Origin of the sequence: Streptomyces sp. NPDC048196 (assembly GCF_040652715.1) — a bacterium.
In the GTDB taxonomy this organism is placed as follows: domain Bacteria; phylum Actinomycetota; class Actinomycetes; order Streptomycetales; family Streptomycetaceae; genus Streptomyces; species Streptomyces siderophoricus.
In genome coordinates, this window is the sequence record NZ_JBEZMM010000001.1 from 41,113 (window position 1) to 67,121 (window position 26,009).

Annotated in this window: 20 protein-coding genes and 1 pseudogene; 12 read left to right on the top strand and 9 right to left on the bottom strand. The window is 69.9% G+C overall.

Translation table 11 applies throughout. From position 1 onward, the window contains the following. The first annotated feature begins 722 nt into the window (after positions 1 to 722). From AB0E02_RS00200 to AB0E02_RS00215, 4 genes are all read left to right on the top strand, one after another. Positions 723 to 911, top strand: coding sequence for a DUF5988 family protein (locus tag AB0E02_RS00200; RefSeq protein WP_234441936.1), 189 nt, complete (start codon positions 723 to 725; stop codon positions 909 to 911). Between the two features lie 77 nt (positions 912 to 988). Then, entirely contained in the window at positions 989 to 2,320 is a 1,332-nt protein-coding gene (locus tag AB0E02_RS00205) for a beta-ketoacyl synthase N-terminal-like domain-containing protein (RefSeq protein ID WP_362134279.1), read from the top strand. A 30-nt stretch (positions 2,321 to 2,350) separates the two neighbouring features. After that, positions 2,351 to 8,692 (top strand): type I polyketide synthase, encoded by a 6,342-nt coding sequence (locus AB0E02_RS00210; protein WP_362134281.1) that lies wholly within the window; start codon positions 2,351 to 2,353, stop codon positions 8,690 to 8,692. Positions 8,693 to 9,015: 323 nt separating this feature from the next. Beyond that, a complete protein-coding gene (locus AB0E02_RS00215; RefSeq protein ID WP_362134283.1) occupies positions 9,016 to 9,543 on the top strand; it encodes an ATP-binding protein in 528 nt (175 codons plus the stop codon). A gap of 145 nt (positions 9,544 to 9,688) precedes the next feature. On the opposite strand, the gene AB0E02_RS00220 is transcribed toward AB0E02_RS00215, so the two are convergent. From AB0E02_RS00220 to AB0E02_RS00235, 4 genes are all read right to left on the bottom strand, one after another. Next, positions 9,689 to 11,101 (bottom strand): transcriptional regulator, encoded by a 1,413-nt coding sequence (locus tag AB0E02_RS00220; RefSeq protein WP_362134285.1) that lies wholly within the window; start codon positions 11,099 to 11,101, stop codon positions 9,689 to 9,691. Positions 11,102 to 11,714: 613 nt separating this feature from the next. Then, entirely contained in the window at positions 11,715 to 12,167 is a 453-nt protein-coding gene (locus AB0E02_RS00225) for a GNAT family N-acetyltransferase (RefSeq protein WP_362134287.1), read from the bottom strand. 341 nt (positions 12,168 to 12,508) lie between these two features. After that, complete coding sequence (locus AB0E02_RS00230) at positions 12,509 to 13,597, bottom strand: NAD(P)-dependent alcohol dehydrogenase (RefSeq protein WP_362134289.1); 1,089 nt, start codon at positions 13,595 to 13,597, stop codon at positions 12,509 to 12,511. 115 nt (positions 13,598 to 13,712) lie between these two features. After that, a complete protein-coding gene (locus tag AB0E02_RS00235) occupies positions 13,713 to 14,189 on the bottom strand; it encodes a DUF4334 domain-containing protein (RefSeq protein ID WP_362134291.1) in 477 nt (158 codons plus the stop codon). A gap of 264 nt (positions 14,190 to 14,453) precedes the next feature. Between AB0E02_RS00235 and AB0E02_RS00240 the strand changes: the two genes are divergently transcribed. The 6 genes from AB0E02_RS00240 to AB0E02_RS00265 all read left to right on the top strand — a co-directional run bounded on the left by AB0E02_RS00240 (position 14,454) and on the right by AB0E02_RS00265 (position 20,737). Next, positions 14,454 to 15,014, top strand: coding sequence for a hypothetical protein (locus AB0E02_RS00240; protein ID WP_362134292.1), 561 nt, complete (start codon positions 14,454 to 14,456; stop codon positions 15,012 to 15,014). Positions 15,015 to 15,142: 128 nt separating this feature from the next. Then, on the top strand, positions 15,143 to 16,291 hold the full coding sequence (locus tag AB0E02_RS00245) for a glutamate--cysteine ligase (RefSeq protein WP_362134294.1): 1,149 nt from the start codon (positions 15,143 to 15,145) through the stop codon (positions 16,289 to 16,291). A 14-nt stretch (positions 16,292 to 16,305) separates the two neighbouring features. Next, on the top strand, positions 16,306 to 16,467 hold the full coding sequence (locus tag AB0E02_RS00250; RefSeq protein WP_362135512.1) for a KGG domain-containing protein: 162 nt from the start codon (positions 16,306 to 16,308) through the stop codon (positions 16,465 to 16,467). Positions 16,468 to 16,959: 492 nt separating this feature from the next. Next, positions 16,960 to 17,760, top strand: coding sequence for a restriction endonuclease (locus AB0E02_RS00255; RefSeq protein WP_362134296.1), 801 nt, complete (start codon positions 16,960 to 16,962; stop codon positions 17,758 to 17,760). A 410-nt stretch (positions 17,761 to 18,170) separates the two neighbouring features. Beyond that, complete coding sequence (locus AB0E02_RS00260; protein ID WP_362135514.1) at positions 18,171 to 19,772, top strand: FMN-binding glutamate synthase family protein; 1,602 nt, start codon at positions 18,171 to 18,173, stop codon at positions 19,770 to 19,772. A gap of 83 nt (positions 19,773 to 19,855) precedes the next feature. Then, positions 19,856 to 20,737: an RNA polymerase sigma factor SigF gene (locus tag AB0E02_RS00265; protein ID WP_362134298.1), complete on the top strand. Its 882-nt coding sequence runs from the start codon at positions 19,856 to 19,858 to the stop codon at positions 20,735 to 20,737. Between the two features lie 209 nt (positions 20,738 to 20,946). On the opposite strand, the gene AB0E02_RS00270 is transcribed toward AB0E02_RS00265, so the two are convergent. From AB0E02_RS00270 to AB0E02_RS00280, 3 genes are all read right to left on the bottom strand, one after another. Continuing rightward, the gene (locus tag AB0E02_RS00270) at positions 20,947 to 21,120 is read right to left on the bottom strand and encodes a CsbD family protein (protein ID WP_362134300.1); all 174 of its coding nucleotides are present in this window, start codon (positions 21,118 to 21,120) and stop codon (positions 20,947 to 20,949) included. A 147-nt stretch (positions 21,121 to 21,267) separates the two neighbouring features. Next, entirely contained in the window at positions 21,268 to 21,519 is a 252-nt protein-coding gene (locus tag AB0E02_RS00275; protein ID WP_362134302.1) for a DUF5133 domain-containing protein, read from the bottom strand. A gap of 216 nt (positions 21,520 to 21,735) precedes the next feature. Next, positions 21,736 to 21,906, bottom strand: a complete 171-nt coding sequence (locus AB0E02_RS00280; RefSeq protein WP_030410393.1) for a hypothetical protein — start codon at positions 21,904 to 21,906, stop codon at positions 21,736 to 21,738. 122 nt (positions 21,907 to 22,028) lie between these two features. Here AB0E02_RS00280 and AB0E02_RS00285 point away from each other — a divergent pair. Beyond that, positions 22,029 to 22,273: pseudogene (locus AB0E02_RS00285) on the top strand (TetR/AcrR family transcriptional regulator); the annotation flags it as partial. Positions 22,274 to 22,373: 100 nt separating this feature from the next. Here AB0E02_RS00285 and AB0E02_RS00290 read toward each other — a convergent pair. Together AB0E02_RS00290 and AB0E02_RS00295 are read right to left on the bottom strand one after the other, a co-directional pair. After that, the gene (locus tag AB0E02_RS00290) at positions 22,374 to 22,769 is read right to left on the bottom strand and encodes a VOC family protein (RefSeq protein ID WP_362134304.1); all 396 of its coding nucleotides are present in this window, start codon (positions 22,767 to 22,769) and stop codon (positions 22,374 to 22,376) included. A gap of 145 nt (positions 22,770 to 22,914) precedes the next feature. Beyond that, positions 22,915 to 25,392, bottom strand: a complete 2,478-nt coding sequence (locus tag AB0E02_RS00295; RefSeq protein WP_362134306.1) for a WD40 repeat domain-containing protein — start codon at positions 25,390 to 25,392, stop codon at positions 22,915 to 22,917. A gap of 200 nt (positions 25,393 to 25,592) precedes the next feature. Between AB0E02_RS00295 and AB0E02_RS00300 the strand changes: the two genes are divergently transcribed. After that, the gene (locus AB0E02_RS00300; protein ID WP_362134308.1) at positions 25,593 to 25,832 is read left to right on the top strand and encodes a hypothetical protein; all 240 of its coding nucleotides are present in this window, start codon (positions 25,593 to 25,595) and stop codon (positions 25,830 to 25,832) included. The last annotated feature ends 177 nt before the right edge of the window (positions 25,833 to 26,009 follow it).

Consider the following 26,009-nt stretch of genomic DNA (forward strand, 5'->3'; position numbering starts at 1 on the left):
TAACGTCCTGAGGCAACCGATTCCGTCGTGCCCGAGCTCCCTGCGCGCGAATCCGCAGCGGCGAGTTGGCGGTGGCGCACGTCATCTTTTCGCCGCAGTGCTGGAGGAGGCATGGCGGCGCTACATCGGTCATGAGTGAATTAAAAGCACCCATCAATGCCGGTGCGCAAGTTGGTCGGTGCGAGTTCGCAGTTTTACGCGCTGCTCCGAATGGGTGGCCTTATCGGTTGACTGTTGTAGCCCGCCCTGGGCGCATGGATAACTATTCGCATCCAACCGGTGGGCCGCCCACCCTCTCCGGGGAGCGGCATCCGGCCTACTCGTTGACCCGGCCCAGTGCCTGGTTACGAGTCAGACCGTTGCCGTATGGGCGTCCCCGGCGGAGGGTCTTGGATCCGTCAGCCGGCGTCGGTTTTCCGGCGCCGGCTGATCGGCCCCCCACCGCCGAGCGAGGGGCGCCATGCGATCGAGCGTGGTGACCGTCCCCAAGTCCACCACGAGCGCAGCGGCCACCGCCTTCGCCGCTGTCGAACCCCCCTCACCGGCGCAGCCCCGCCGGTACGACAGGCCCGGCCTTCGTCGCCCCTCCGGAGCCGCCGCCCGCGCGGTGACCTCCACGCAGGTTCCCCCACCGCATCTGCATCGCCATCGGCCGTAAATCCGGCTGCGAACCAGAAAACCTGCGAAAAACCCCGGAGTGGACCATGCCACGGAAAAGAATCGTGATTCTCGTCGACGAGGCCGGGGGAACGGCCCTTCCCCAGAACTCGCGTGAAGAAGCCCGGGATCCGGTCCGGCTCGTGCGCGGCAGCGGCTACGAGCGTTTCGAATTCTACGGCGAATACGCGGAGCTGGACGGCGAACAAGTGCCTGTGTACCGCTGGCATTACCGCACGTCCATTGCCGAGTAGGCATCGCGCGCCCCGACGAAGAAACCAAGTCACAGAGGACGGCACAAGGCGATCCTCGTGAGGGACGGAGTCCTGCCATGAAACCAGCCGTGTACCCCGAAGACCACGACACCGGCCGCCGGGCCGTGGTGACCGGGGTCGGGTTCTGTCTGCCCGGCCCGACGAAACCGGTCTTCACCGCCGAAGAGGCATGGGACGTGGCCTCAAACGGCCGGTCGTGCCTGCAGTACGACGAGGTCTACTACGGTTCCGTCGGCCTGACCCAGGAAATGTTTGACGAACATTTCCCGGACCTTCCGCCGTTCTTCTCCCGCCACTACACCACGGCACACCAATACGGCCTTCTCTCGCTGGCGCACGCCTGCGAGGACGCCGGACTGAATTTCCGCGACGGGGAACTCAGCGATGCCGCGATTCTGGTCGGACGCGGGGGAGTGGACGCCAACATCGACAGTTATCTGTCGGTGCTCCGCGCCGATCCCGCGACGACCAGCGCACCGGAAGCCATGGAACTGTTCGTCGCGGCCCAACAGGCGGTGACCCCTTCGGACGTGGCCCTGGTCCAGTCCGCACTCGTCCGCTCCAACGGACCCACCTACACCGTCTCGTGCGGCTGCGCATCGTCCGCCGTACAGATCGGCAACGCCCGGCAGATGATCACCCGGGGTGAGGCCGACATCGCCGTCGTCACCGGCGTCGACGTCTTCAACATGCACCTCATCCAGAACATCCAGCGGCTGCTGCACGGCGCCCAGCAGACCTACGAGTCGGTGCGGGCACCCGGGATGCCGGAGCTGGTGCCGTCCTTCCTCTCCCTCATGCGCCCGTACGACCGCCGGGCGAGCTGCATCAACCACGGCGAGGGCTCGGCCACCGTGATCATCGAGAGCTGGGACCACGCAGCCAGACGCGGTGCGCACATCTACGGCCAGGTGCTCTCCACCGCCATGGCCCGCGACGGCCTGGCCAACCCGCTCGCCTGCGACGAGACCGGTGGCGAACTGGTCGCCGCCGTCCGCCGCTGCCTCGGCGACCGGTGGGACCTGGGCAACGTGCCGTACGTCCACGGCGGCAGCGACGGCAACATCGTCGTCACCGCCTTCGAGGCCGCCGCCATCAAGGAGTTGTACGGCGCCGACAACCCTCCCCTCATGACGTCGCAGGAGGGCTGCTTCGGCCACAACGGCGCCCCGGCGGGCTGCACGGGGGTCGCCCTGACGCTGATGATGATCGAGCGAGGGCAGGTCTGCCCCACCGCCAACTGCGAGGAACCCGCCGACGGCCTCACCTTCGACCCCGTCCCCGGCGTCCGGCCCCGCCCGCTCGACTTCGACTACGCGCTGAACTTCAACTACCAGGTCGGCGGCGTCAAGAACGCCATCCTCCTCGGCAGCACCCAGGTCGTGTGACCGCGGACCACGCCTACGTACGGAGACCCGATGAGCAACCACACGCTTCCTCCGGCCGCCGCGCCGCAGACCCCGACCGACACCGAGCGCATCGCCGTGATCGGTATGGGATGCCGGCTCCCCGGCGACACCCCCTCGCCCGCCGCCCTGTGGCGGCTGCTGTCCGAAGGCCGGGACGCGGTCGGCGACTTTCCCCCCGAACGCCGACGCCTCGTCCAGGGTGACTCGCTCGGCCGGGGAGATCCCACGACACCGGCCTTCCTGCCGGGCGGCTACCTGCGCGAGGTGGCGGGCTTCGACGCCGCCTTCTTCGGTGTCGCAGGCGGGGAGGCCGATGTCCTGGACCCCCAGCACCGCCTGCTGCTGGAAGTCACCTGGGAGGCGCTGGAACACGCCGGCGTCCCGCCGGAGCGGGTGCACGGCACCCCGACCGCCGTCTTCACCGGCATCAGCTACGGCGACTACATGGACCACCTGACCGGGACGCCCCGGGAACTCGAAGGATCGATCCTGACCAACGGCCACTGCGTGGCGGCCGGCCGGGTCTCGTACCTCCTGGGAGTGCACGGATCGAGCGTGGCCCTGGACACCGCCTGCTCCTCCTCGCTGGTGGCCGTGCACATGGCGCGCCAGGCACTGTGCGCCGGCGAGTGCGACCTGGCACTGGCCGGCGGCGTCACCCTGACCTTCCAGCCCCGCATCACCCGCTCCTTCGCACGGATGGGCATGCTCTCCGCCAGCGGGCGCTGCCGCACCTTCGACGCCGGCGCCGACGGCTTCGTCCGCGGCGAGGGCTGCGGCGTGGTGGTGCTCAAACGCCTCGGTGACGCCGTTCGGGACGGCGACCGCGTACTGGCCGTACTCCGCGGGTCCGCGACGAACCAGGACGGTTCGTCCGACGGACTGGCCGCACCCTCGGCCGCCGCCCAGCGAGCCCTCTACCGGGAAGCCCTCACGCGCGCCGGGATCGACCCCCAGGACGTCGGGATGGTGGAGACGCACGGCACCGGGACCCCGGTGGGTGACCCCATCGAGTTCGCCGGACTGGCCGACGTCTACGGGCACGGCCCCGGCCGCTGCGCCCTGACCTCGGTGAAGACCAACGTCGGACATCTGGAGCCGGCCGCCGGGGTCACCGGGCTGATCAAGGCCGTGCTGTGCCTCCAGCGCGGCGCCATCCCGGCGAACCTGCACTTCCGGCAGTGGAACCCGGCCATCTCGGCGGCCGACACCCGCTTCTTCGTGCCCACCGAGCTGACCGCCTGGCCCCTGCCGACGCCGGCCCGGCTGGCGGCGGTGTCCTCCTTCGGCTTCTCCGGAACCAACGCCCACGTACTGCTGGAGCAGGCCCCGAGCGCTCCGGCGCCCCGACGCCATGAAGAGCCGGCGCCCACAGCACCCGATGTCTTCCTCGTACCGGCCGGCTCCCCGGACGTGCTGCCGGCCGCGGCCGGCAGACTCGCGGAGTGGGTGTCCGGTGAGGGCGCGAACGTACCCCTGCGGGACCTCGCGCACACCCTGGCCCTGCGGCGCTGCACCGGCCGCGGCCGGCTGGGGGTCGTGGCGTCGGGGCGCCGCGAACTCCTCGGCGCGCTCCGTGCGTTCGCCGACGGGCAGCGCCACCCCGCGGTGGTGACCGGGGCGGTGGGCGCGGCGGTGGAGAGGCAACCGGTCTGGGTGTTCTCCGGCCACGGCTCCCAGTGGCCCGGAATGGGACGCGGCCTGCTGAAGACCGAACCTGCCTTCCGCGAGGCGCTGAGCGAGGTCGGCGAACTCATCCGGGCACAGAGCAAGGTCTCCGTGGTCGACGCCATCCGGAAGGGCAAGCCCGTCAAGGGCTGTGGCGAGGTGCAGCCGGTGCTGTTCGCGCTCCAGATCGCGCTCGCCGCCACCTGGCGCTCGTACGGGGTCGAACCCGCCGCGGTCATCGGCCACTCCATGGGCGAGGTCGCGGCGGCGGTGGTGGCCGGGGCACTGACGCTCGCCGACGGAGTCCGGGTGATCTGCCGCCGCTCCGGCCTGCTCAGCGACATCGCGGGCACCGGAGGCATGGTGAGCGTGGGGCTGAGCGCCGATGCGGTCCGTGAGGAACTCGCGGACGGCGCCGCCGAGACCGTGTCCGTCGCCGTGCTGTCCTCGCCGGACACGACCGTGGTGGCCGGACGCACCACGGAGGTGAGCCGACTGGCCGCCGCCTGGGAGGCCCGGGGGATCCCGGTCTTCCCGATCGCCGTGGACGTAGCCTCGCACTGCCCGCTGGTCGACCCGGTCCTGCCCGCACTGCGCTCGGCGCTGGCCGGGCTCACGCCGCGGCCGCCCGCGGTGCGGTTCTACTCGACCGTGGTGGAGGCCGGCGCCTCCCCGTCCTTCGACGCCGACTACTGGTGCGACAACCTGCGCCGCCCCGTGCGGTTCGCCGAGGCGGTGGCCGCCGCGGCGGCCGACCGGCACCAGGTCTACGTCGAGCTCTCGCCCCATCCCGTCGTCACCCACTCCGTCGAGCGGAGCCTTTCCGGGCTGGTCACCGCCCCGGCCGTGCTGCCCACGCTCCGCCGCGAGGAAGACGAACCGACCACGCTGCGCACCCAGCTCGCCGCACTGCACTGCGCCGGAGTCCCGGTGAACTGGCGGCGCCTGTACGACGGCGGCAACCTCGTCGACGCCCCCACCCTCACCTTCGACCGGCGCCACCACTGGGCCGAGGCCGCCCGCCGCACCGCGCCCACCGGCCCGGACGACTCCCTCCTGCCCGGCCGGCACTCCGAAGTGCCCGGCGAGCCCGTACGGCACTGCTGGCGCGCCGACGCCGGCACCGACGCACTGCCCTGGCTCGCCGATCACCGGGTCCACGGCGACCCGGTGATGCCCGGCGCCGCCCACTGCAGCGTCGCGCTCGCGGCGGCCGCCGAGGCCTTCGGGACCGCCCCGCACGAAGTCGACATCACCGACGTGCACTTCGAGCAACTGCTGCGGCTCGCCCCGCACACCGACCTCAGCACCGTCGTGACCATGGCGTCGTCCGACCGGGCACACTGCGAGATCCTCGCGCGCGGCGACGACGGCGACTGGGAGCGGCAGGCCGACGCGGTGCTGCACCGGCTGACCGTACGACCGGACACCCGGCCCCGGCCCATCGAGGCCCTCACCGTGCGCCATCCGGTCCGGCTGGACCCGGGCGATCTCTACCGGAACCTGCGCCGGCGCGGCCTGGAGCACGGTCCGGCCTTCACCGGCATCACCGAACTGCGCACCGAACGCCATCACAGCAGCTATCTCGCCAAGGTCACCCTCCCGGCCCGGGCGAAGGACCCCGCACCCGGCCTCGCGGTCCACCCCGTGCTGCTCGACGTCTGCGCCCAGCTCGCGGTGGCACCGCTGATGCACGAGGACGACAGCGCACCCGTGCTGCCCGTCGCCGTGCAGGCGGTACGCGTCCTGGGCGATGCCGCACGGGCCGAGTACTGCCACGCGCACATCAGCGAGAACGCGCCGGACAGCGTGGTCGCCGACGTCCGGCTGCTGGACGGCGACGGTGCGGTCGTGCTCGCCGTCAACGGCCTGCGCTTCACCCGGCGGGCCGCACGCAACGCACCGGCGGCCGAGGACTGGCTGCTGGAAATCGACTGGCACTCCTCTCCCCGGTCCACCACCGAGGCCGGCCAGGCACCGGGCAGTTGGTTCGTCATCGGGGAGGCTGACGGCTCGGCCCGGGTACTGGCCGCCGCACTGCGGACCCGCTGCGCCCGCACCAGCGTCTGGGACCGGCCGCTGGACGACACGCCCCTCGACACCCTCCGCAACTCCCTCAGCGAACGCCTGGCCGCCGGACTCCAGCCGCCGCGCGGCGTGGTGCTGGTGTGCGGCCGGCAGAGCGGTGCCGAACCGACCGAGGAATCGTTGCGGCGCACCCGAAGACTGCTCGCCGTCCTCCAGGCCGTCACCGCGAGCGCGTCGTCACCACGGCTGTACGTCATCACCCAGGGCGCCCGGGACGTGCTGCCGGACGACACCGTCGACATCGGGCAGAGCAGCCTCCGGGGGCTGGTCCGGGTCGGCGCCCTGGAGCACCCGGAACTGCACCCGACGCTGGTGGACGCCGACTCCCGCAACGCCGACCCCGCTGACGTGGCCGAGGAGTTGCTGGCCGACGCCGGTGACGACGAGGTCGCGCTGCGCTCCGGCGACCGGTGGGTGGCCCGGCTGCGGCGGGCCCCGGCCGAGCAGGAACGGCCGCTGACCCCGTGCGCCGTGCAGTACGGCGTGGACGGGTTCCGGCTGCGTGCGTCCCGGCTCGGCGATCTGTCGAGCCTGGAGTACGCCGTGGTCCGGCGGCGCCCGCCGCAGCGTGGTGAGGTCGAGGTGCGGGTCACCGCGGCGGGCCTGAACTTCCGGGACGTGCTGACGGCGTTGGGCCTGCTCCCCGGCGACGAGGACGTCCGCTACCGCATCGGGTTCGAGTGCTCCGGCGTCGTCAGCGCGGTGGGCACCGGCGTGGACCATGTGCAGGTCGGCGACGAGGTGGTCGCCATCGACCTGCGGGGCGGGGCGTTCGGCTCGTTCCTGACCGTCCCGGCCGAGGGGGTGGCGCCGATCCCCGCCGGTCTCGGGCCGGTCACCGCGGCAGGACTGCCGGTCGCGTTCGTGACGGCCTGGTACGCCCTGCGGCATGTCGCGCGCCTCGCGGCCGGGGAGCGGGTGCTGATCCACTCGGCCACCGGCGGCACCGGGCTGGCGGCGATCGCGGTGGCCCGCTCACTGGGGGCCGACGTGCTGGCCACGGCCGGCAGCGAGGACAAACGCCGCTACCTGCACGGCATGGGCATCCGGCACGTCATGGACTCCCGCTCCCTGGAGTTCGGGGAGAAGGTCCGCGAGGCGACCGGCGACGGTGTCGACGTCGTACTCAACTCGCTCTCCGGCGCGGCGATCCGCACCGGACTGGAGACGCTCCGTCCGTTCGGCCGGTTCGTGGAGCTCGGGGTGCGCGACATCCTGTCCGACGCCCCGCTGGGAATGCTGCCCCTGCGCCACAACGTCACCCTGCGCACCGTCGACCTGATCGAGCTGCGCCGCCACCGTCCCAACGCATTCGCCCGGGTCTGGCAGGAGGTCCTCGACGAGTTCGAAGCCGGCCGGCTCACCCCGCTGCACTGCACCGAATACCCGTTGTCCGAAGCCACCACGGCCTTCCGGACCATGGCCGCCGCCGACCACATCGGCAAGATGGTGCTGGCCGTCCCGCACGCCGGCCGGGCCCGCGCCGCACTGCCCGAGATGGGACTGCCGGTCCGGAAGGGCGGCGCCTACATCGTCACCGGCGGACTGCGCGGACTGGGGCTGGCCACCGCACGGTGGCTCGCCACGCACGGCGCCGGCCACCTCGTCCTCAACGGGCGTTCCGCGCCCTCCCCGGACGCCGCACGGCAGATCGCCGACCTGGGCAAGGACACCACCAAGGTGTCGGTCGTCCTCGGCGACATCGCCGAACCGGGCACCGCGGAGCGGTTGGTGACGACCGCGGCGACCGGGGGCTTCCCGCTCCACGGGGTGGTGCACTGCGCCATGGTCCTGGACGACGCGGCCCTCCCCAACGTCACCGACGAACAGCTGGAACGGATCTGGCTGCCGAAGGCCGCGGGTGCCTGGCGGCTGCACCACGCCACCGAGGGGTGCCCGCTGGACTGGTTCGCGGCGTTCTCCTCGATGGCCTCCCTGCTCGGCAACGCCGGCCAGGGTGCCTACGCCGCGGCGAACTCCTGGCTCGACGGCTTCGCGGCCTGGCGCACCGCCCGCGGCCTGCCCACGCTGGCGGTGAACTGGGGTCCCTGGGGCGAGACGGGCGTCGCCACCGACTTCGGCCGGCGCGGCTACCACACCATCCCCACCGACCAGGGCATGGCCGCGCTGCAGGCCCTGCTGTCCCGGCGGCGTGTGCAGACCGGTGTGCTCCCCGGGCCGTCGGACACCTGGCTCCCTCCCACGGGCCGGCACCTCCCGTTCTTCAGCGCGGTCTCGACCGAGCGGCCCGCCAAGGGGACCGAAGCCAACGGGACCGAAGCCCCCGACGACACCGGGGAGTTGCGCGCCTGGCTCAGCGCGCTGCCCACCGGCCTGGCGCGCAGAGCAGCACTGGAAGAGCGTCTGGCGGACCACGTCCGGGCGGTGCTGCGCCTGGGCGACGGCACCGTCGACCCGCAGATCCCGCTGAAATCCCTGGGATTCGACTCCCTCCTGGCCATGGAGATGCGGGTGCGCATCGAGCGGACCTTCGCCGTCTCGGTGTCACGGAACTTCGTGTGGCAGCACCCCACATTGGCCGATCTCGCGGTGGGCGTTGCGGAACTTCTGGGGCTGGAACTGACCGGCACATAACGCGGCACGGAACGCTCTCTCCCGTTCGGCGGACACCTCGACGGTATCCGCCGAACGCGGTGCTGTCCGGCGACGATTATTCAGTTACGGCACCAATTACTCTCTATTCCCGCCACTCCCGCACAACGTTTTCTTGCGGTGATAGTATTTCGCTTCCCCATGTCTCCGCACCCCTTTTTGCGCTGCACGATGCGCCTTCCGTAACGCCCTCCGTACTGTTTCAATGAATGTGGAAAAGCAGTCGAGGAATCCCGGGCGTTATTCCGCCTGAGGGTTCTCCAATGGGTACGGGGGTCCGAGAGGAACCTGAGAAAGGGGTAGTCGTGTTACCCATCATGCAAGAGGCCGGCATTGAACTGACGGCCCACCAGATCGAGAACTGGCCCGAAGCGAAGGCCACGGTCATGTCACCCGACCACTGGCGTTCCGGCAAGCAGACCGCATTCAGCCTGCCACCACTGGAGCGCTCGGTGCCGGTCTGCCGCGCCTTGGCCCGTGCCTGGCTCGACGGGCAGCAGATCCAGGCCGACGACACCCGCTACCTCATCCTGCTCACCCTGTCCGAACTCGTCACCAACGCCGTCCAGCACTCCGGCGCCCTCCGCATCACCTGCCGACTACGCAGATCCGCGCAGCAGGTACACATCGAGGTCCACGACGGCGGCGGGACCCCGTGGGTGACGCGCAGACGCTACCCGGACCACGGCCAGGAAAACGGCCGCGGGCTGGAACTCGTCGCCAAGTCCTGCCTGCAGTGGGGCCGCCGGACGGAAACCGACGACGGCTGCACGGTCTGGGCAACGGTGCCGCTGGCCACCTGCGCACCCGTCGGCTGCCTCCCGCAGCCGTGACCGCACATGACCGGCGTCTCCCGCTGCCCGCGCCCCGTGCTCCGCGCACCGGCCGCGACGGTCGACGGCCAGACAGGTTCGACTCCCTCTCTCCCCTCCGGAGCGGGACGATCTGCCTGGCTGCCGGCGCCACTTCCCGGGCCCGTCAGTCACTGGACGCACGCTGCGTGGGCAGATGTGCCTCGCACTCCTGCACCAGGACGGCGAACTCACTGGCAGGTTTGGTATCTCGGTAGGGACGGAGCCCCGCCAGAAACTGCTCCAGGTACTTCCTGCCCAGCGCCGACCGCAGCTGCCGCAGCAGCCCCACGGCCTCTTCGGCCACCCGGCACGCCTCCTCCACCTCACCGGCCTGTACCTGCGCCGACGCCAGCAGCAGCAGATCGATCGCCCGGCGGCGCACCCGCGTCCGCGGATGCCGGGCGAGCGCCTCGGCGGCCCGGCGAGCAGCCTGCCGGGGCTGCTGCAGATCACGGTGGCAGTGCGCCAACTCGTCAGCCAGATAGGCCCGGTCGAAGTGCGCCAGCCATTCAGGCGCGTCGACCGGATCCGCATGTGCCATCGCCTCCAGGGCCTTGTCCCTGAGCATCCCGCAGGTCCGCGAATCGCCGAGCAGCGCGTATCCGCGGGCCTCGGCCACGTAGAACAGCGCCTGCGCGGCCGGTGGCGCCTGCCCCCGCGTCCCTTCCTGGGCGGCCCGCGCGAGCTGCACCGCTTCCCGGGCACAGCCCGCGTCAACGGCGAGCCGGCTCAGCCCGGCTGCCAGCACATAACCGCCGTAGCACCTCTCGTCCGCTGCCTGCGCGAGCCGCAGCGCCTGGATGTAGTACCGCTGCGCCAGCCCGGGCCGGCCGGTGTCCATCGCGGTATACCCGGCGAGCTCGGTCAACCGGGCGGCAGCGGCGAACAACTGGCGTCCGGTGGTCTCGCTGTAGCTTCCGGCGAACAGCCCCGACAGCACGCTGTTCAGACACGACACCACCACCGGCCGCACATAGCCGCCCCCCACCCTGTGGTCGAGCTCCTCCAGCGCCCGGGTCGTCACACGCACCATCTCGACCTCCTCCAGCCCCGCTCGTGGCCCCAGCCGGCGGCTCTGCGCCACCTCCGGGTCGACGGCACTGATCAGCCAGTCCCGGGTGGGTTCCACCAACGCAGCGGTGCCCATGGTCGTACCGGACAACGCCTCACTCGACTCCGCGTCCATCTGCCACAGCTCGCGGACCTGTCCCAGCGCATCCTTCACATCGGCGGCGAAATGCAACCCGACGCCGCAGGTCACGCTGTTGCCGTTGGCCATTCCGATCTGGTCGGTCGACACCGTCCGCCCGAGCCTGCTGCTCAGCGCCTCGGCGATGATGGCAGGGACGCGGCCCCGCGGCTGCTGGCCTCGCAACCACCGGCTCACAGACGTCTTGTCGTACCGGAGATCGAGCCCCTGCTCGCGCCCCAGCACGTTCACCTGCCGGGCGAGAGCGGAGTTGGACACTGCCGCCTCCTGGATGAGCGACCGCAGCCGCTGATTGTTCTGACGCGCGAACACAGGTCGGGCGGCCATGACGTGCCTCCAAGCACATGCTGACAACGTTTTACGTTGGCATATCCAGTGTTATGGGACTGCAAAGGTCATTACCCAACAACCGGGAATGATCCGTCATGACTCCAGTCAAGTCACCACCACAGCATCGCGCACAGTAGTGCGGGCGCATGACAGAGCGCCGGGAGCCGCCGGGTTACGTTCCTCCGCTCCCTCGCACCCGACGGATGCCCCGCGCCGGCCCCGCACCACCACGCAACCACCAACGCCCGCCTCCACGACCCCTCGCCCCAACTACCGCCCCGCGCCCCGCGCTGCGCCAGCCGCGACGCGCACCGAGCCGACCCCGGCGCGCGGCCCAGAAGCGGCGAGCCCCCCCTCCACCCGACTGGCCACCACGCGCGCCACATCCCCACGCCCACACAGCCGTACGGCTCCTCGCCCCAGCGACGCCGAAGAAACCCACCTCGTCCAGACCTACGCCCCCCGAACAGACACACCAGGGCGCCCAGCGCGCACCGAGTGCCCTCATCGGTCAGACCGAGTGCCGACACAAGGAATGGAGGGAGGGCGCAGAGCAAGCACTCGGCGTTCGGCTTCCTGAAGTCCAGCTGCCCCCATGACAACTACGACCTCATGTCGCGTGCGCGGCGATGTAGTGGCGGAAGCCATGCGCGCGGGCATTGAACCCGCACGCTCCGTAGAAGCTGTGGACGTACGCCTCGTCCGCTGCCAGAAGCTGCACCTTGTAGCAGCCTGCCGCTTCACCCAGCTGTATGGCCGCTTCCATCAGCTGGCGGCCGATGCCGAGTCGTTGGAAGGAGCTGGCTACCACGACGTTCTCCACGAACAGGATCGCCCGACCACCGCGGGTGAGGTTCGGCATGACGAGGCAATCCGCCGTTCCGGCCACGCTGCCGTCAGCGTCGGCCACGAGGACGGTCCGCCCCTGCTGCCTCGATATGGCCGCCCAGATCGCCTCTTCAGATGCCTGGGGCAACGGTGCGTCGTCCGGGTTCAGTTCGCCGTAGAGAGCCAGCAGCGCTGACCGGTCCGCTTCGACTGCTGGTCGCACAGTGATCTTCATACAGTGAGCCTAGAAGAGCGCGAGGGCCCCACGATGCAGCGGTCGCACCCATCAGGACGACCTCCCAAGCGGCCGCTGAGAGAAGGCGGGCTCGTGGGCCCCCGGCACGAAGCTTGTCGAGCGACGGACGCCAGTACTCGCCCGGGTGACACACGGCACGTCCGGGCAATCACCCGGCGGGGCGGCCAGATCGGCGCGGGTGACATGCAGTCCGTCAAAAAATGGTTTCGGGTGACGACTGCTCAGCTCGATGAAAACTTCGCTGAGCACTTTTCGGGGCTTTTCCGTGCGACTGGTGAACCCGCCTTCAGACACCGGCCCCTACAGACTCTTGGAACTGGTCAACCGAACGTGAGGACCGGCTTGATGACCTCACCGGAAGCCGCGGCGCGCGCAGCCGCCTCAATCTCGCTGAAGGGGTACCGGGTGATCAGCTTTTCCACGGGGAGCCGTCCTTGCTCCTGGAGGGCGATGAGGTGGGGGATGAACCTCTGGGGAACTGCGTCCCCCTCGATGACGCCTCGCAGCTGGATGCCCTTGGTCATCACGGTCATGATGTCGAACTCGGCCGTCTTGCCGATACCCACCAGCGCCAGCGTCCCTCGCGGGCGCAAGGAGCCGATGGCCTGGGAGATCACGGCGGACCGGCCGGTGGTGTCGATGGCGTGGTGCGCCCCACCCCGCGTGATCTCACGGACGGTTGTCGCCACGTCGTCCACGTGAGCCGGGTCGAGTGCCGCGACGGCGCCGAGGTCTTGTGCCACCGCGCGCCGCGCAGCGACCGGATCAACGGCGACCACGGAGGCGTCTTGAGCAACCGCCGCCATGACCGCGCTCAGACCAACACTTCCGGCGCCGAAGACCACCAGCGTCGAACCCGCTGTCGGCTGCAGGACGTTGAGGACCGTACCGGCGCCGGTCTGCACTCCGCACCCGAGCGGGGCGGCGAGAACCGGGTCGAGGTCGGCCGGAATCTTGACGCAGTTGCTCTCGTAGGCAAGTGCGTGAGTGGCAAAGCTGCTCTGCCCGAAGAAGCTGCCGAAGACCGGGGAACCGTTCCGGGACAGGGGTGTGCTGTTGTCGGGCCTGGTACCGCCGGCGTTGAGGGCGTGGATGCCTGCCTGGCAGTACGCGGACCGACCGGAGGAGCAGTTGCCGCAGGTGCCACAGCTGCGGTAGCTCAGACACACGCTGTCTCCGGGGGCGACGGTCGTCACGGCCGAGCCGACGGCTTCGACGAGGCCGGCGCCTTCGTGCCCGAACACCATGGGAAGGCGTGCCCAGACCTGCCGGGTGCTGAGATCGGTGTGGCAGATCCCTGCTGCCGTGATCCGGACCAGGATCTCGTCGCGTCGCGGCTCGTCGATGTCGACATCCCGCAGGGTGAAGGGACCGCCGACGGACTCCACCAGGGCTGCCTGGATGCGCATAGGTTGGTTCCCCCTGAACTATCGGCCGTCGCCCGCACGGGGCGACGGAAGTGAGTGACTGGCCGGCGCGCCGGGCGCGGTCGGTCGCGGGTTCGTGGTGGTACGGGTGGGGGAGTCAGCTGGGCTCCCGCTCCAGGACGAAGTAGAAGTGGTGACCCTGAGAGTCCAGGACACCGCGCCCGTTCATCACGCCCATCAGGGTGTCGTCATCGATCCGCTTGAAATGGTCGAGGACCGGTCGGCCGTCGTAGACCATGGTGGCGGTCGACTCACCACGAAACTCGACCATCCACAGGCTTGCCTCGCCGCCGCCCAGCTCGGTGTGGGAGAACAACTCCCCATTGTCGTTTCGACAGATCAGCGGCTGCACCTCGGAAGCGGAGTGGAAGCGCTTGCCGTGCCACTTGGCCTGCGCCAACATGTCCTCCACATGATGCCCGGTGAGAAATGCGGAGCCCTTCCAAGAGCCGAGGATCTCCTCCGGCCGCACGGTCTCCAGCACCGCCCACAGCTGGTCCAACTCGTCTGCGATCACGCGTTCGCCGGCCGCTCGAATGACGGCAATGCGTGCGCGGGCCTGCTCGATGTCCATTCGGACTCCTCCTCTCTGAGATACGGCGTTGGACGTGTCGTTGGATCTGTCGTCGGATCTGTCGTCGGATGCGCCCTGAGACACGCCATGACAGTAACGCCACTCGCTACGCGACGGGCGCGGTGGCTTCGTCAAGTGGGTAAGGCGGCACGTATCACGCCAACTTGCTTCGGTGCACGGGAAGTTGTGTGCATCCGTTGACGGTTGGATCGGTGCCGCTCAACGATGTGGGATCGCCTTCCCCACCCTGCCCCAGGAGGCAGCATGCAACGCTCCCGAGCGGTAGCCGTCGGCGCTCTCATCCTGCTCACCTGCGCCGCCGCAGGCGCCCACGCCGCGGAGCCACAGTCCAAGGCACCCACTGCCGTGTCATGGTGCGAGAAGCAGGGTGGCACCGCGCAGAAGGAAGTTCCCTACTACACCAAGACCGGCACGCAGATGGTCCAGCTGGGCGGTGAGCGGGTGATGTGTACGTTCACCGCCAAGGACGGCTCCCGGATCATGATCGCGGCCGACTCACTGGCTGCCGACAAACCGACCCTGGCCGCCCTCGCCTACGTGCACGCGCCGAAGGACCCCGGGGGCAAGCCGGGCAATCCGTCCATCGCCTACTGCCAGACCCTCAACGGCACGGCGATGTACGGCCCGAGGCCGACCGACGGCGGAGGCTGGGCGGTGCCCGGCGAAACGCATCCGGACAAGGCCGTCGCCGCCTGTATGTTCGGCGACGGATCGCTGATCGACGCCTGGGGACTCAAGTACAAGGAAGGTGGCGTCATACGGGGTGCCGACCTCACCAAGAAGTTCCGCGCCGCCATCCCGTGAGCCCATGACCGGACGGACAGGTCCGGAGGAGACAGATAGGTCCGGAGGAGCGAGCATGCGGCGCGCCCGGCTGACAGGCATCGCGTGTGCCGGACGACAGGACGGGCAGTTCGCGGGATGCTGGAGAAGTGACCGATGAGTCCCGTTCCATGCCCCCTGCCCCACACACCGGTGACCTGCCCACGATCGGCGTGGAGGAGGAGTATTTCCTCGTTGATCCTCACACGCGTGCTGCCGTCCCCGCCGGCCCTGGGGTCGCTGCTCGTGCCTCTCGCGTAGTCGGCGATCTCGTCGCCAATGAGTTTGCGGAATGCCAGGTGGAGGGGCGTACCCCGCCGTGCCGGACCGCGGGCGAGCTGCGCGGGGAACTTGAGCGGGTACGCAGGGCGCTGGTCACCGCGGCGCGTGCCAGAGGTTCGTGCCTGTGCGCCTCGGGCACCCCGGTGCTCAGGCAAGGTGGCCCGCCGCGAGTGGGCGACCACCCGCGTTACCGGGCCGGGCGGGAGCAGTACCGCAGCATGCTGGATGACTTCGTTATCGGCGCGCTCCACGTCCACGTCCACCTCCCTGACCGGGAACTGGCCGTGCTGACCGGTAATCATGTGCGGCCCTGGTTGCCGTCCTTCATCGCGCTGAGTGCCAACTCCCCGTTTTTTGACGGGCGTGATACCGGCTACGCCAGCTGGCGCTCGGTCATCAGAGGCCGCTTCCCCTGCCTGGGACCGCCGCCGTACGCGGGCTCGTGGGAGGAGCATGAGCGGCTCGCCGTGTTGATCGCCGATACGGAGGCCATGCTGGAACCCGGCATGCCGTTCTGGGACCTGCGCCCCAATCCCCGGCTGCCCACGTTGGAGATCCGGTCCATGGACGTGCTGCAGGACATCGACGACACCATCGCGGTCGCCGTGCTGTTCCGTGCGCTGGTCGTCACCGCAGCGGAACAGGTACGGCGCGGTGACCCCGGCCCTCGTTGGGACGGTGAGGTGCTGCGAGCCGCTTGTTGGCGTGCTGCCCGGGATGGTTGGAACGACGGTGGTTTCGATGCCCTGACCGGGCAGGTTCGTCCGGTGTCGGAAGTTGCTGAACGGCTGGTGGGCCACGTGCGCCCGGCGCTGGAGCAGTACGGGGACCTGGCGGAGGTCACAGCGCTTTTCCAACGGCTGGCGGCCCGCGGTGACGGGGCGAGTCGGCAGCGGGCCTGGGGCAGGAGTGGGGCCGGGCCGGCGGGAGTGGTGGACCGGCTCGTGCTGGCCACGGCAGGCGCCGCCCCGACGTGAGCGACGGACCCAGCATGGCGCGGGTGGCCGCACGCATCCCGTGTGCTGACCGCGCTGGGACCGCTGACGCTGCTCCACAAAGAGGCCACGAGAGCGGCGGCAATTTCGCCAATGACCCGCAGCGTGCCTCGGAGGCCGGCCAGAAGGGCGGCCACGAAAGCGGTGGGCAGCGATAGCTGGCCGGACTGGGAGGGGCCGGGCAAGGTTCAGCTTGCCTGGCCCTGGCTCCTTCGGTGCGGAGAATGGCACAGCGTTATGGGTGACACGCTGCGGAGCTGAGCGCTGCGCCGGCGTCGTACGGCCCGCCCAGCAGTGCTTATGCGGTGGTGGTGCCGGGCCCCGCCGAGCAGCGCAGGCGCGATTCTACGGCGGGGCGATGGCCGGTCCACGGTTGGAGCGCTCCAAGTGCTCGTCCCTCGATTGCCCTGACACGGCGCCTCGCCCGGGGCCCGGGGTGCCCGGGGTGCCTGGGGTGCCTGGGGTGCCCCGGGGGGGCGGGAGAGCCCCGGGGAGGACGGGGGTGACCGGGCGCTCGGAGCGCTCGGAGCGCTCGGGTTGCTCCGGGGAAGAGCAACCTCCCCCGGTCTCCCCGTTGTTGTGAGGAGCCCCGAGTTGGGGGCACAAGATCCAAAGGATCTTCGTCGACCGTTGGGAGAGGCAAACAGACCATGGTGACCCCCATACGCCGGCCGCGGCCCCCGCGCCGTCGGCCCGCCTTCAGTCTGCGGCAGCTGTCCCTCTCGTTCGGGCTCCTCGCGATCGCCGTCACCGGAGTGGGCCTGACCTTGCAGAAGGCCATGGCCGCCGCGAGCGCGCACCCCGGCCCCGCGGTTGGCGTCGGGCTGGTCGTCGTCGTGGCGCTGGCGCTGGCGCTGCTGCTGCGTCGGGGACGGCTCCGGCGGGCCGCCGCGCGGAGGGTGCCGGCCGGGCGGACGTGCGCGGCCTGTGGGGGAGTGGCCGGGGAACGTGTGCTCGTACCCCTGGGGGAGCCCGTCGGTCCAGGCGCGGTGGAGGAGCTCGACGCGCCAACGACGGAGGATGCCGGCCCCTGCCCGGTGGTGGACGTCGACCCTCGCCCGCCGGAGATCGACGACTACGCCGAAATGGACGCCGACGCGTTCGAGGAGGCGGTGGCCGGCCTGTGCGAGCGCGACGGCTGCGAGGACGTCCGGGTGGTCGGCGGCGCCAACGACCTCGGCGCGGACGTCGTGGCCGTGGCACCCGACGGCCGCAGCGTCGTCATCCAGTGCAAGCGCTACGGCGCGGACAACAAGGTGGGCTCCCAGGAACTGCAGCGTTTCGGCGGTACCTGCTTCACCGTCCACGGAGCCGATGTCGCCGCCGTCGTCACCACCAGCGCCTTCACCGATCCGGCGCGGGAATACGCGGAACAGTGCGCCATCCTCTGCTTCGACCATGACGACCTCGTCGGCTGGGTGTCCGGTACCGGCCCGGCGCCGTGGGAGTGAGCGCGCTGGGTCCCCGGGCGGAAAGCCGGGCGGCGGTGTGGCGGGAGCCGGGTGACGAAGGGCGCGTGTGCGGGGCCGGACGTGGGCAGCGGAGCGCCGCACCCGGAGCGCCCGTAGGGAGTGCTGGTCGTCGAGTCCGCCGGCTCGTGGCGGAGTTCCAGCGGACCGGCGAGCGACGTGCGCCGGCGGTACGCCGACCGGCGACCCCACGACCTGCACGACTCCGACTGAAGCGGGAGCGGGCGGGTAAACGGCCAGCATTGATCGAACGGCCCGTCCAGCCCGCCCGTTCCTGGGTATCCGTCGCGATGCGGGGCCGTCGCCCTACTTCTCGGGAGCTGATGGTGACCACCAATGCTGGCGTCAGCGGTTCGCGGGCCGGCTCCGGCGGACGGCCGGGCGGCGCGCGCATGCGTCCTCTTGCCCACCTCTTCCGGTGGCTTTCGGTGGCGGCGCTGCTCGTGGCCGCCGCCGGACTCGTCGCGGCGGCGGTGCTGGCATCGCCCTGGTGGTGGCCGCCGGCCCTGGTCTTCCTCGCCCTCGGCGCGGTCGGTGCCGCCGACCTGGCGCAGCGTCGGCACTCGGTGCTGCGCAACTACCCGGTCATCGGACATCTGCGGTTCGCGCTGGAAGCGATCAGGCCGGAGCTGCAGCAGTACTTCGTCGAGCGCAACTTCGACGGCCGGCCCTTCGACCGCGACGTGCGCAGCCTCGTCTACGAGCGCGCCAAGGGCACCGAGGCGGAGGAGCCCTTCGGCACCGAACGCGACGTCTATGCCGCCGGCTACGAGTTCATGGTGCCGTCCATGGCCCCCAAGCCGGTTCCCGACCGGCACCCCACGGTCCGGCTCGGCGGCCCGGACTGCACCCGGCCGTACGACATGGCGCTGCTGAACGTCTCGGCGATGAGCTTCGGCTCGCTGTCCGCCAACGCGATCCTCGCCCTGAACCGCGGTGCCGCCCTCGGCGGCTTCGCCCACGACACCGGGGAGGGCGGTCTGTCCGAGTACCACCTGCGGCACGGTGGCGATCTCGTCTGGGAAATCGGGACCGGGTACTTCGGCTGCCGGACCGCGCAGGGCGCCTTCTCACCGTCCGAGTTCGCCGACAAGGCGGCGCACGACAGCATCAAGTGCGTCTCACTGAAGCTGTCCCAGGGCGCGAAGCCGGGCATCGGCGGCGTCCTGCCCGGCGACAAGGTGAGCGCGGAGATCGCCCGGGTCCGGGAGGTGCCGGAAGGGCGGACGGTGACCTCCCCGCCCTACCACCGGGCCTTTTCCACCCCGCGCGAACTGGTCCGCTTCCTCGCCCGGATGCGCGCACTGGCAAGCGGCAAACCCACCGGCTTCAAGCTCTGCGTCGGCTCCCGACGGCAGTTCCTCGCGGTCTGCAAGGCCATGCTCCAGGAGGGCATCACCCCCGACTTCATCATCGTCGACGGCGCCGAGGGCGGCACCGGCGCCGCTCCCCTGGAGTTCGCCGACCACCTGGGCGCTCCGCTGACCGAGGGCCTGATCACCGTGCACAACGCCCTGGTCGGCTGCGGCCTGCGGGACCGGATCAAGATCGGCGCGAGCGGCAAGGTGGCCACCGGCGCGGACATGGTGAAGCGCATGATCCAGGGCGCCGACTTCACCAACGCGGCACGCGCCATGATGATGGCCGTCGGCTGCATACAGGCCCAGCGATGCCACACCAACACCTGTCCGGTCGGGGTGGCCACCCAGGACCCGTACCGGGCCCGCGCGCTGGACGTGGCCGACAAGTCCGCGCGCGTCCAACGCTTCCAGAAGGCGACGGTGGACAGCGCCCTGCAGATCATGGGCTCGATGGGTGTCCAGCACCCCGACGAACTCCGCCCCCACATGGTGCGCCGCCGCCTCGACCCGCTCACCGTCCGCTCGTACGAGGAGCTGTACGAGTGGCTCTCCCCGGGCGAGCTGCTGGCCGTTCCCCCGCAGGACTGGGCCGCGGACTGGTCGGCGGCCGACCCCGACTGCTTCACCGTCTGACCTCACAAAAGATGTACATGCTCGGTGTCCGACGGGGCAGGAGCTCACTCGACCGGGGCCTTACGAACGGGAAGGAGTCACTCATGAGCGTCAGCAGCGCGAGGGCGGAGACCGCGCAGGACATCGGTGTCGTCGACGGACCGACCGCGGTACCCGCTCCGCCCGCCGAGTTGCCCCTGATCGAGTCGCCCGAGAACCTCGCCCCGGGCGACGCCAGGGAACTGACCCACCTGTTCTTCGAGCAGTTGGAGAAGCTGGAGGAGGGCACGCCCGAGTACCAGTACGCGCGCAACACGCTCATCGAGATGAACCTCTCGCTGGTGCGTTACGCCGCCCGGCGGTTCCGCAATCGGGGCGATGATCTCGAAGACATCATGCAGGTCGGCACGATCGGCCTGATCAAGGCCATCGACCGCTACGACCTGTCGCGCAACGTGGAGTTCACCACCCTCGCCATCCCCTACATCACGGGCGAGATGAAGCGCTTCTTCCGTGACACCACCTGGGACGTACGGGTGCCCCGGCGGCTGCAGGAGTTGCGGGTCGACCTCGCCCGCGCCAATGAGCACCTGGCCAACGAGCTGGGCCGGGACCCCAAGGTCTCCGAGCTGGCGGCTCATCTGGACATCCCGGAGGAAGAGGTCATCGAGGGACAGGTCGCCGCCAACGGCTACAGCGCCTCGTCCATCGACGTCACCCTGGGGGACGACGGCAACGACGTGCCGCTCGCGGACCTCCTCGGTGACTACGACGAGGAAATGTACCTCTTCGAGGACCTGCACGCGCTCAAGCCGCTGCTGGACCGGCTGGAGGACCGCGACCGCCGGCTTCTGGAACTCCGCTTCGGCCAGGAAATGACCCAGGCCGAGATAGGCGAAATCCTCGGCATCTCCCAGATGCATGTCTCTCGCCTGCTCAACCGCTGCCTGGCCCAGCTGCGCACCGCCATGCTCCGCACGGACTGACCGCGCCGGCGGTCCCGGCGCATGCCGTGCCGCGACGGAGGCGGTTGGCCCTCGGTCTGCGGACGGCGTCTGCGCACGGGTAAGACAACGCCTGTCGGGTGCGGGCCAGTTCCCTTGGGACGGACCCGCACCCGACAGGCGCGACGTTTTTGCGGTACTCAGTGCTCAGTGCTCAGTGCTGCTCACCGTGCTCAGCACTTTCTCAGTGCTCAGTCATCAAGGGCGTCCTTGGCCTTTTCCTTCGCGCCCCGCAGATCGCCCTTGGTTTCCCTGGCCGAGCCCTCAGCTTCCACGCGCTCGTTCCCCACGGCGCGGCCCGCCGCCTTCTTCGCCTTTCCGGTGACCTGCTCGGCCTTTGCCTTGGCCTTTTCCTCGGCACTCATCGGGCTCTCCTTTAACCGATCTCATCGGGATTCATCGACAATTTCGTGTCCGCGCTCCCGGACCCGCCGGCCATACCTCTCTGGTGTCCGTTGTCGGGCCGATAATTCCTGCCGGTCCGGCCGGAGACCAAAAACAGCCGGAAGTCCTCAGATGGCGAGCGGCAGTACCGACGGGGCGCCCGGTGCGTACGCCGACTCCGCCAGATCCGCTTCGAGTTGTTCGGCGGCAAAGTCCAGGGCCGCTTCGACGGTCCGGGTTCCGGTGGAGACGCAGAGCGTGTAGGCGAGGTCCTCCGTGCGGCGCCTGATCTCCGGCGAACTCCGGTCCGAGCTCTGGGCACGGAGCTCCTCGTACTGCTTCACAAGATCCCGCAGTATTGCCGGATGGGGCTTCAGCACAGCAGTTCCTCTCTCGCGGAGATCGACATCGAGTGCCGTTTACCCGTGAAGACGTGCTTCACAGCCGTACTTCACCACCGTTTTCGGTCTATGTGGGCCGGAAGGGAACGGGAATGTCTGCGCAGGGACGCCTACCCGGCGGCCAAAGGGCTGGGCCCCGGCACCAACAGTGCCGGGGCCCAGCCCTTTCACTGGACTTTCACTGGCCCCCACTCGTCACCAGCGATACCAGCGACCCCGCTTTCCGGTGGGTCCGGCCGAACGTACGACAAAGCCCAGCAACCACACCGCGAGCACGATCACAGCCACGATCCACAGGGCCTTGAGCGCGAATCCGGCGCCGAAAAGAAGCAGGGCAAGAAGCAGAACCAGAAGAAGGGGAACCATAGTTATCAACCTCCAAAAGGCGTGTGCCCGCGCCTCCCGCCGTCACACCTTTCCTTTCACGTATTTCTTATGTGGCGGGTGCGAGGCATCCATTGAGCGGTATGGACGGAGCCGGGCCCGGACCCACCGGCCTCCCCGTTCTGACCGATGCCCCGACCCCAATCGCCTCCTACCTCACCGCCGAGCCTGAACTCGACCGCATCACCGCAGACGCCGACGTGGAAACGCTCGCACCGACGCTGATCGCTGATCGGGGCCGTGCACCTGCTGTGCGCCGACCGGCACAGCACGCCGTCGGAGGCCGGCGACCGTCCGCAAGGTCGTGACCGCGGTCGTTGCCGGCGTCCGGCGAGAGCCGCTGCGATGAATGGCCTGGTAGGGGGCGTGACGGGGGATCGCACCTCGGGAAGGCGCTGGGGGGGGCTGGCGGCTCGGTGGTGGGTAATCCGACCGGGCCGTGACCGCAGTTACGCGGTCCCGTGGCCCTCAAGGGCGGCCAGGACGAAGGGATGCCCTGCGGGGTCCGCGTATCGCCGGATGTCGAACGACCCGCCGTTGTCCCGGGTCTCCAGCGGACGCGCACCGAGGTCGATCGCCTCACGCTCCGCCTGGTCCATGTCGTCCTGCGGGACGACGAAGTGCAGGTGTGCCTGCTGTGAGGTGTCCGGCCGGGGCCAGCTCGGCGGCGCGGCGCCGTGGTCCCGTCGGACGACGATGCGGACGCCCGCGGACTCGACGATCTCGATGTAGTCCGGGTGGCTGCCGACGCGTGACGCGCCGCCGAGGAATCGGGCGTAGAACTCGGCCAGTTCCTCAGGTTCGGCAGCATCCAGCACCAGGACGCTGCGTTTGGCGACGGCCATTCTGGGTCCCTCCCTCCGGGGCAGGCCCTCGCCCGCCGTAAACCGTCGGATACCCGGGGACCGCCCCGTCACGCAGCGACGGACGGGGCCGGTGCTTACCTGGCGGCTTCGGCGATGGCGGTGGGCTTTCTCGTCCGTCGGGCACTCAAGACGTCTGCGTCGTGTCGATTTCGGGCTTCCGGTGGTGAGGGACTGTCCACAGCCGTACCCGCCGATCGTCGCAAGCGGTGGCGACCAGTGAGCTGTCCGGTGAGAACGCGAGGGCGCGCACGGTGTCGCAGTGGCCCGTGAGCTCCGCGCCGACCCCGTCGCCCCCGTCCGTCCGCAGCAACCACACGGAGTGCTCCTCGCCTCCGACGGCCAGCCATTTCTGGTCCGGTGAGAAAGCAAGTGCCTTCGGTGCCAGGACCTTCGGTACATGGCTGCCGTGGATCATCGTCCAGGTGCGGTGGCGGGTCTGAAGGTTGCAGAGCCGCACCCCCTCCATCAAGCCACCCAGTGCGAGGACCCGGCCGTCCGGCGAGAGGGCCATGGCCGTGACGGAGGGCCCGGCGCTGAGCAACGGCTGCAGGCTGTTGTCGGCCGGGGTCAGTTCCCATGCGACCATGTCCCACATCCACGCCCTGTTGCCGCGCTCGACGGCGACGAGGAGGCCGCCTGGAGAGATCGCCAACGACTCGATCGGGCTTCCGTGGCCGATGAGCGGTTCCCGGACGGCCTCCTGCGTGGCGGGATCCCACAGGCGTACCGCGCTGTCGGTGCCGCCCGTCGCCAGCACCTTGCCGTCGTGGGAGAACGCCGCTGACCTGATCGAGCCGGTGGGGGCAGGAAGCTCACCGACGAGTTCATGGGTCGCGGTGTCCCATAGCTGGACGGGTCTGCCGGTGTGCACGGCGGCCAACAACCGGCTGTCCGGCGAGAAGACCAACGACCGGGCCATTCCGCCGCGTTGGGTGAGCCGGGCACCGACGGGCTCGCGGGTGAGGGGGTCCCACAGTTGCACCGATCCGTCCTCTGCTCCGGTGGCCAGGAGACGGCCGTCCGGCGAGAACATCACCGCTCGGACGCTGTGCGGGCAGTGCAGCGGAGGGAGTGCGACGTGGTGGCCGTGCCGCAGGGCGTAGTGCACCGCGCTCGTGCCAAGCGGTTCCTCCGGCTGCGGGTGGTCGTCCCCGGCAGGAGTGGGAGTGCGGGAGGTCGTGGGGCGGGCGGCTGTCGGGAGCGCGAAGGCCCGCCGGCCGTGCAGGGCCTTACCGAGGAGTTCCACGGTGAAGTTCCTCAGCTGGACGTCTCCGTCGGCGCCGGCAGTAGCGATGAACGTGCCGTCAGGGGAAAAGGCGACCGCGAAGATCGGGCCCTCGTGCAGTTCTGCGACGAACGGACCCGTCTCGTCCTCCTGGGCCCATACCCGTAGCGTGCCGTCATGGCTCCCTGCCGCCACCAGACGTGAGCTCCCGGGAAGCATCGCCACTGCGTACACGGCGCTGCCGGGAGGGCTCAAGGTCATCACCTTGGCGGCGTCGTGCTGGCTGGTGTCTCTCACGTACACCGTCCCACTTGCGTGCCCGACAGCGAGGGCGAATGCCTGGTCGGCCATCGCGAACACCGGGCCGTGTCCCGCCAGGAACCGGGTGGGCTTGTCGGAGTCCCGGGCCCACCACCTCACCAGGCCGTTGGCGTCACCGGCCGCGAGACCGGAGCCGGGCGTGGCCAGGGCGATGATCGGGGTGCCCAGCCCGTCGAGTGGTGTGCCGTACGGCTTGAGCGAGTACGTAAGCCACTGCCGGACGGTGCCGTCGGCGCCGGCCGCGACCACCTGGCTTCCGTTGCCTCGGAACCGGACGGCGTGGACAGCACCGTCGTGGCCCGCCAGGGGGTCGCCGACCGGCTCCCGCGAGTAGGTGTCCCACAGGCGCACCGAGCCGTCGGCGCCACCTGTCGCCAGGTACCGCCCGTCCTGCGAGAAGTGCACCCCGTAGACCGGCCCCAGGTGTCCGGTGAGCGGGGCGCCGAGCGGCTTCGCGTCGCCTCCACCGCGCGTGGTGGAGGTGTCCCAGAGCTGAATCGTCCCGTCTGCGCCGCCGGCCGCCAGGCAGCGCCCGTCCGGGGAGAAAGCCAGGCAGTAGACGGCGCGGCTGCCGTCGACAATCGGCAGGCCGTACTTGTCGCGCAGGCGCAGGGACGGCACAGGCGTCGAGTCCCCTTCAGGGCGTTCCCGATCCATGACGGCGTCCTGCTCCGGCCGTTCGGAAGGGATCGGCGTGAGGAGGGCGGTACTTCGGCGCCTCGATTGCAACGCGGTCGCAGCTGTCCATCGCGTGCGCCATTCGTCCAGCGCCGGTGCTCTGCGGTCGGGCGGAGCACATTCCTCCCCGTACTCGTCCCAGGACAGCAGGGTGCGCACGAGGAGGATGAGGGTGTCGATGCTGACGTGCTTGCCGTTGAACGCGGCGCTCTGGGTCCCGAGCGGTAACGAAGTCGCCTCGCCGAACAACTTCTTCGCGCGCGCTTCGATCTTGCGCAGCGAGGGTCGGCCCCGCTGTGCTTTCAGCCGCGTCAGACGCGTCCCCAAGTCCGCGAGCGCCTCTTCGTAACTGCCTTCTGCCACCTGCTGGTCGACCACGCTCTGCTCCCCGTTGCGTCCCGGAACAGCAGGTTAGAGCTCCCCCGACGAACGGACGTGAACTTTCCTGAACAAGCCTGAACGCGAAAGTGTTCGACTGAACACGACCGCTGCTGAACGGTTGTACCGAGCTGATCAGCGCTTTGCGGGTTCGTTCGATCGATGCAGGTCATGGCGGTGCTCCGGGCCAGAGTTGAGGCATGTCGAACTCAAACCACTCGCCAGCTGTCCCTGCGCCTTCCACCGACCGGGCCGAGCCCGAGCCGGAGGCGCCGTTCTTGTCCGTGCACACCACCGTCGTGCTGCTGACGTCCGTCGTCATCGGGATCGTCGTCGGTTGTCTGACGGCTCTGGCCGGGACGCCGGTCGCGGCAGCGGTCGTCGCTGGGATGGCGGCGGCCGGCGCCAGCATCCCGGTGCTGCGCTCCCTCATCCGGTGACCACGCGTCCAGCGCGGGGGAGAGCGACGCGGGTCTGCTCCTCGTCCGGCGAGGAGCAGACCCACGAAATTCGTGACTGCTGTGATCACGCGAATCGGTGCTTACCCGAGCCAGTGATCATCTGAGTCGGTGCTTACCTGAGTCAGTGCTTACCTGAGCCGGTGATCGCCTGGCAGC